The 7,010-nt window shown below is 57.0% G+C and carries 6 protein-coding genes; 1 reads left to right on the top strand and 5 read right to left on the bottom strand.

Features of this window, described 5'->3' with window-relative positions; all coding sequences use genetic code 11:
- Positions 1 to 1,326: 1,326 nt before the first annotated feature.
- The gene (locus OKC28_RS18770; protein WP_270690861.1) at positions 1,327 to 2,277 is read right to left on the bottom strand and encodes a transposase; all 951 of its coding nucleotides are present in this window, start codon (positions 2,275 to 2,277) and stop codon (positions 1,327 to 1,329) included.
- 263 nt (positions 2,278 to 2,540) lie between these two features.
- Here OKC28_RS18770 and OKC28_RS18765 point away from each other — a divergent pair, with 263 nt between their 5' ends.
- On the top strand, positions 2,541 to 3,455 hold the full coding sequence (locus OKC28_RS18765; RefSeq protein ID WP_270690859.1) for a DKNYY domain-containing protein: 915 nt from the start codon (positions 2,541 to 2,543) through the stop codon (positions 3,453 to 3,455).
- A 207-nt stretch (positions 3,456 to 3,662) separates the two neighbouring features.
- On the opposite strand, the gene OKC28_RS18760 is transcribed toward OKC28_RS18765, so the two are convergent.
- The 4 genes from OKC28_RS18760 to thrB all read right to left on the bottom strand — a co-directional run bounded on the left by OKC28_RS18760 (position 3,663) and on the right by thrB (position 7,008).
- Positions 3,663 to 3,911, bottom strand: a complete 249-nt coding sequence (locus OKC28_RS18760) for a hypothetical protein (RefSeq protein ID WP_096118807.1) — start codon at positions 3,909 to 3,911, stop codon at positions 3,663 to 3,665.
- A 323-nt stretch (positions 3,912 to 4,234) separates the two neighbouring features.
- Complete coding sequence (locus OKC28_RS18755; protein ID WP_270690856.1) at positions 4,235 to 4,651, bottom strand: YybH family protein; 417 nt, start codon at positions 4,649 to 4,651, stop codon at positions 4,235 to 4,237.
- 93 nt (positions 4,652 to 4,744) lie between these two features.
- Positions 4,745 to 6,019: a threonine synthase gene (gene thrC, locus OKC28_RS18750; RefSeq protein ID WP_270690853.1), complete on the bottom strand. Its 1,275-nt coding sequence runs from the start codon at positions 6,017 to 6,019 to the stop codon at positions 4,745 to 4,747.
- On the bottom strand, positions 6,016 to 7,008 hold the full coding sequence (thrB, locus tag OKC28_RS18745) for a homoserine kinase (protein ID WP_270690851.1): 993 nt from the start codon (positions 7,006 to 7,008) through the stop codon (positions 6,016 to 6,018). Before thrB ends, thrC begins: the two co-directional genes overlap by 4 nt.
- Between the last annotated feature and the right edge of the window lie 2 nt (positions 7,009 to 7,010).

Genomic DNA, 7,010 nt, shown 5'->3' with positions numbered 1-7,010 from the left:
CTCATGATGAACCCTGTTCCATGGCTCCAGATGACAAACATGATCTCATATCAGGGACTTGTTCGCACCTTCCCTAGGACACCCACCTTTCTGAGCCAGCCACTGCTCGACTGGCTATCTCTGCAATCATGAATGCTGACCCCAAGAAAACAGTAAAAATTGGACAAGCGAGTGGTTTTTACCTGACAGATCACTTGTACAAACATGGCAATGCCTGACACCGGAACATATGCCAAAAACGGGGAGAAGACAGGGTCTAGCGGATTAGTACGGTGGCTGGTGACATCGTTGTTGACCACAGTGGTGGGCGAACCAAAATCTGGGACACCCACCTTTCTGAGCCAGCCACTGCTCGGCTGGCTATCTCTGCAATCATGAATACTGACCCCAAGAAAACAGTAAAAATTGGGCAAACGAGCGTTTTTTCCTGACAGTTCACTTGTACAAACGTGGCAATGCCTGACACAGGAACATATGCCAAAAACGGGGAGAAGACAGGGTCTAACGGATTAGTACGGTGGCTGATGACATCGTTGTTGACCACAGTGGTGGGCGAACTGCCGACAATGCGCCTGGTCTCCCACAACTCTGATCCCTTGTCGCCTAAACAGCGTCACCTGTTTCAGCCATCGGGCACCATCAAGGCCCAACCGTACCAAAATTGGAGCCATGTGGGCCGGAATATGACCCCGTTTGTCAGTCCGAATTGCACGGCCGGTCCAGTCAACCAGCATCAGATAGTCAGAAAAGGCATAGGGCAGGCCGTCAGGTTCGCACTTACTGGCAAACGGCAGCAATAGTGGTGGCAAAACATCGGTGCCGGGATCTTTCTCGAGACGCTGTTTGATACTGGTGTAATCGCTCTGCTCGGGCCGGTCGGCCAATCCAGCCCGTATGAAAAATCTAGGACACCCACCTTTCTGAGCCAGCCACTGCTCGGCTGGCTATCTCTGCAATTATGAATACTGACCCCAGGAAAACAGTAACAGTTGGGCAATCGAGCGGTTTTTACCTGACAAACCGTTTATGCAAACGTGGTAATGCCTGACACAGGAACATATGCCAAAAATGGGGAGAAAACAGGGCCTAATAGATTAGTACGGTGGCTGATGACATCGTTGTTGACGAAAGAAATCTGGGACACCCACCTTTCTGAGCCAGCCACTGCTCGGCTGGCTATCTCTGCAATCATGAATACTGCCCCTAGGAAAACAGTAACAGTTGGGCAATCGAGCGGTTTTTACCTGACAAACCGTTTGTGCAAACGTGGTAATGCCTGACACAGGAACATATGCCAAAAATGGGGAGAAAACAGGGCCTAATAGATTAATACGGTGGCTGATGACATCGTTGTTGACCACAGTGGTGGGCGAACTGCCGACAATGCGCCTTGTCTCCCACAACTCTGATCCCTTGTCGCCTAAACAGTGCCACCTGTTTCAGCCATCGGGTACCATCAAGGCCCAACCGCGCCAAGATTGAGGCAAGGTGGGCCGGAATATAACCCCGCTTGTCAGTCCGAATTGCACGGCCTGTCCAGTCAACCAGCATCAGATAGTCAGAAAAGGCATAGGGCAGGCCGTCAGGTTCGCACTTACTGGCAAACGGCAGCAATAGTGGTGGCAAAACATCGGTGCCGGGATCTTTCTCGAGACGCTGTTTGATACTGGTGTAATCGCTCTGCTCGGGCCGGTCGGCCAATCCAGCCCGTATCGGGTTGAGGTCCACATACGCCATGCAGGCGAGCAGGGCCGACTCGGTGAGCAGAGCTTGGCTTTTGAAGCGCCCTTCCCAGAAATGGCCCTTGCAGCCATCTTCCCGATTGGCCTGCCGTGCCAGGGTTTCATTGAGCAGCCGCACAAACCAGCTGATGGAATAAAGCCGCTCCCGCCATTCCTCTATCAGTTGCTGCACCACCATAAGTTCGGGCTCAATCAAGGATTCCCCTTGATACCAGCGCCGTACCAACAATGGCCACTGGAACAGCGCTGCCCAGCGCTCGGCCACTTCCCGTTCGCTCCAGCTGGAGGCGGTATCTTGCTCCACCTTGAGCACCAGGTGATAGTGGTTGCTCATCACCGCATAAGCACAGACGCTGATGGCAAATAGCCGCGACAGTTGGCCCAACTTGTCGACTACCCACTGGCGCCGGTGCTCGTAACTCTGGCCAGAATGGGTATCTTCCCCGCACAGAAAAGCCCGCCGCACACAGCGGCTGACCACATGGTAGTAAGGCGTATCCTGCAGACTGATTTGACGTGAACGGGCAATAGTCATGGCTCCTCCCCCCGACTGTGACCTCTCATCTCAAGCCAAGTACAGCAGTGCGCCGCTGTCAAAAAGGTGGGTGTCCCAATTTGAAAGTCGCAAAGCGCCCCCGCCTCCCGGGTGGGTTGCCTTGACGCTGCTTTATGCTTGCCATATGGAAACCACCCTAAGTATGATTCCAAACGGCACCACTTTGGAGGCATGCTGTTTTCTCGAGACCCAGGCTGCCGTTTTGCATCATCACCCACCTATTCAATAAACAGTGAGTCCTTATGAACGTTCGCTACTGCGCCCTGCTGGTGTGCTGTCTGCCGCTAGTGACCAATGCCGAAGTTACTGCTCCCTATCAACTTGAAGCAGACAAGGTGGTCTTCAAACCCTATGGCAACCTGCCAGGCAAACCCCTTGCAGATGCGTTGCCGACAGACTTTGATGTCACATATCGCAATGATGACTTCAGCATTACCCTCTCACAAGGCCGTTATTTCTGTAACGACCAGCGATTGCCCGCAAGCTTTGATATCAACACAGCCAAGGCGCTTGGCAGCTTCCTGCTGAGCGGGCAACAGGCCTATGCCTATTGCGAGCAAATCAAGGTGCCGGTCAATACAGCCGCGTTTGCATTGCTCGACCACCCTTTCGCGAGTGACGGGCGCCATGTATTTCTCGTCACCGGCGAAGTACTCGAGGGGGCAGATCCCAAACACCTGAAGACGGCCCATGGTCAGGCCGCCGACCAGCGTCACTACTACTATGTGGCCGAACAGACCAAAGTCATCCCCCATAAGGGCAAAGTCGCGCTGTACGATACCTGTCAAGGTTGGGCCAAGATCGATGACACTCTCTATTTCAAGGGCGAGGCTCAACAAGCAGTGGATGCCGCCAGCTTCCACTGCCTGAACTTCTCGTCGGCCGTGACCAAGGATGGATTCTACAGTGGCAACAAGCTACTGGGTCCCCTGCCAAAAGGGGTCGACAGCGACCTAATCAAACCGCTGCAGGAAAACTTCGTCACCGATGGCACACGCGTTTGGTATGTGAACATCAAGCCGACCGAACTGGAAGGGGTCAATCTGGCCGCAGCCAAGGTGGAATACGACCAGCTCAGCGATGGTGTGCATAACTGGGATTGCAGTATTCACGACGATCTGGGCAACCCCAGCTGTGAAAAAACGGCCGTAGAGTAGACCTGTCGGCGCTCACCACTAACAGACAGTCAGAAAACCTAGGTACAACAAACCGGTGACCACAAGGTTTCTAGCCTCCCGGTTCTGACGCAGCGCGGCCTGTTCGCGCAATAAAAATCCCCCGCGCTCGGGGGATTTTTTGTTTCCCGTTTATCCTGTTTGACGAGTCACTATCTGCATCGGCGAGCAGGGATGGGCTTCTCACCATCAACGGTTATTCAGCGCTTCCACTTTCGCGATCATGATGGCCATCAGGCTAGATATGAGCATCAGCACCATGGCAATGGGCAGCGAGAAGAGGAAGTAATAAACACGCCCACTTGCCACCAGAACAGAGTCTGCAGTCACCATAAAAGGCAGCGGTAGCAGCATGAGCAAGGCGAAGTAGAAAATGATCCTGGCGATCACCAAAGGGGTTTTGAGGGACTGGGTCACTATTTTTCGGTACGGCCACATGATGGTTTGCTCCCTGATTCGTTATTATCCGGCCATCGGCCACCAACCCTGAGCAGGGTCCCGGCCTTGTTCGTCCATGATGGCTTCATGCAGCACCCTGATTAACAGCCACCGACCGGCTGGTCAAGGGACTCCCCATCAGCGGTTTTTTCCCATGATTTTTATTCTTCTGAGCGCAGCCACTATGGCGGAGAGAACCTGCAACAAACCGGCGCCGCACCACAGCAACGTCTAACAAGTGTTTCTATATCAGCAGCTTATTGATTTCCTGCCATTCGGGGGCTTGTACCAGCCCTCACTCTGCGATAGCCCCTGATGAGCGCTCAGGCAGAAGACGCGGGTTCCACCGCTGCCAGCAGCGCAGTGCCGTAGGAGTTGTCTATGGTACAGCGCCACTGCCCATCGACCTCTTTGCGAAACACATAGGTGGCGCGGCGGGTTTCCTCACTTAGGCCCCCCTGACCATCCGGGTAACGGAGCCGGGTCTCCATGATCACCAAGGCATTGTCGGCCCCCTCGATCACCTCCATGGCGCCCTGCTCCACCTTGAGCTGCCCCTGAAAGTAATCCGAGATCGCAGTGAAGGCACGGCGGATGGCGGGGATGCCACGCACCACCATGCCGGGTTTGACAACTAGGGCGGCATCTTCGGCGTAGAAGGCCATCAGGGCGTCGAAATCGTGCCGGGAGATGGCGGCGTCGCAGGTCTCGATAAGGGTACGAAGGGGATGCTGACTCATCTTCACTCCTTATATGGGGCGGCTTGCCCGCCCTGTCACGGATAGAAAACAACAGATAGAAAATCCCCCGAAGTCGGGGGATTGGCAATCAACTTAACCGAGTAGGAAGGCCCTTAGGCGGGCAAACTCCGCAGGCAAATTAACGGAGAGCAGCGGCAGCTCGGCGTGTTTGGCGAGGGGGCCGGGCAGCGGCACATCGAGATTCAGGATCTCGTCCACCGACTCCTTGAACTTGGCGGGATGAGCGGTGCAGAGGAACACCCCTACTTCGTCCTCGGCCAGCTGTTCCCCCAGCAGATCCCAGGCAATGGCGCCGTGGGGCTCGCACAGGTAATCCAGCTGGTGCAGACGCTTGAGCGCATCGCGGGTCTCGGCGTCGCTACGCATGCCTGACCCTAAGGTTTCCAGCGCCCAGCCTTCGCGGCGGCAAAGCTCCTCTACCCTAGGCCAGTTGTTGGGACGGCTCACATCCATGGCATTCGACAGAGTAGCTACCGTCTGGTGCGGCTCCCACTGACCGGTTTTCAAGTAGCGCGGCACTGTGTCGTTGGCGTTGGTAGCGGCGATAAAGCGCTTCACCGGCAGCCCCAGCGCCTTGGCGATCAGCCCCGCAGTGAGGTTGCCGAAGTTGCCGGACGGCACGCTGATCACCGCCTTGGCGCGGTCAGCTTTGGGCAGCTGGGCCACTGCTTCGAAGTAGTAGCAAACCTGCGCCAGCAGGCGGCTGATATTGATGGAGTTGGCGGAGTTGAGGCCAATCGCCTTTTTCAGCGCCTCGTCGTCGAAGGCATCTTTCACCAGTGCCTGACAGGCATCGAAGTCGCCGTCGATGGCGATGGTGCGGATATTGCCGCCGAGAGTGCAGAAGAGCTTTTCCTGCAGGGGGCTGATCTTGCCCTTGGGGTAGAGAATGACCACCTCGATCCCCTCCAGCCCGTAGAAGGCGTGGGCCACGGCGGCGCCGGTGTCGCCGGAGGTGGCGGTGAGGATGGTGATCTTGTCGTTGGTTCTAAAGGCGGCGAGGCACTGGGCCATAAAGCGGCCGCCAAAATCCTTGAATGCCAGGGTTGGGCCGTGGAACAGCTCAAGGGCATAAGTGCCATCTTTCAATTTGACCAGCGGCGCCGGGAAGGTGAAGGCGGCGTTAATCAGCTCGCTTACCTTGGCAGCGGGCACTTCATCCCCCAGCAGGTGGCTGATGATGCGGGCAGAGCGTTCGGCCAGCGGCAGATCCAGCAGGGCATCCACATCGGCCAGTGGCGCAATCACCTCGGGGAAGAAGAGCCCCTGATCGCGACCCAGCCCCTGACGCACCGCCTGCGCGAAGCTCACCTGTTCACTCTTGTCCTTGATATTGTAAAGATTCATAGCTCGCTTCCTGTTACCCGTGCCCCGGCCATGTCCAGTTTGCAGACCCGGGCAAATCCATCTTCGTTCTGCACAAAATGTGCGTCCATCCAATCCTTCATCCGCTCGGCCTGGGCCAGATCCTTCATCACCACGAAGACGCTGGGGCCTGAGCCGGAGATGCCGGTGGCCAGCGCCCCGTTTTGGGCGGCCTGGGCCCGCACCTCGTTGAAACCTTCGATCAGCGCCGCGCGGTAGGGTTCGGCAATCACGTCTTTCAGTACGCTGGCGGCCAGCCCTTCTTGCCCTGTGTAGCTGGCGTGAACAAAGGCAGCCAGCCGACGACCGTAGGTGAGGCAATCCTGACGGCGATATTGCGCAGGCAGGATGGCGCGGGCGGCGGCGGTGGAGACGACTGTGCCCGGGTAGCAGACCACCCAGTACCACTGATCGAACACCGGAATGCCCTGACTGATGACGCCGTGCTCTTCCAGCACCAGCTGCATGCCGCCCAGATAACAGGGAGCCACGTTGTCGTAGTGGACGGAGCCGGAGATGCGCCCTTCCATCTCCCCCATCAGCAGCAGCATGTCGTGCTCATTGAGCGGCTCTCCGTGGAAGGCGTTGAGCCCTTCAAGGGCCGCCACCACGCTACAGGCGCTGGAACCCAGACCCGAGCCCACCGGCAGGTTCTTCTCCAGCACCATTTCGAGCGGCTTGAGTGTCAGGCCACGCTTCTCCAGCGCCTCGCCATAGGCCACCCAGCAGTCGTAGAGGATGTTCTTTTTCGGATCGTCCGGCAACTTGTGGGCGTAGCGGCCCACGGAAGAGAGGGCAAACGCTACGTCAGCCGCTTTCACTTGCACCCGATCGCCGAGCAGGGAGCCATCCACGGGGGCGAGCGCCGCCCCCAGTACATCGAATCCCACGCTCAGGTTGGCGCTGGAGGCGGGGGCGTAGGCAACTACGCTGCCGCCTGCTGCCATATAGGGGTTCATCTCTGAACTCATGG

Source organism: Aeromonas sp. D3, from assembly GCF_027705025.1.
Taxonomy (GTDB): Bacteria; Pseudomonadota; Gammaproteobacteria; order Enterobacterales; family Aeromonadaceae; genus Aeromonas; species Aeromonas salmonicida.
The sequence above is the reverse complement of the archived record's forward strand: the minus strand, read 5'-3'. Positions and strand labels throughout refer to the sequence as shown.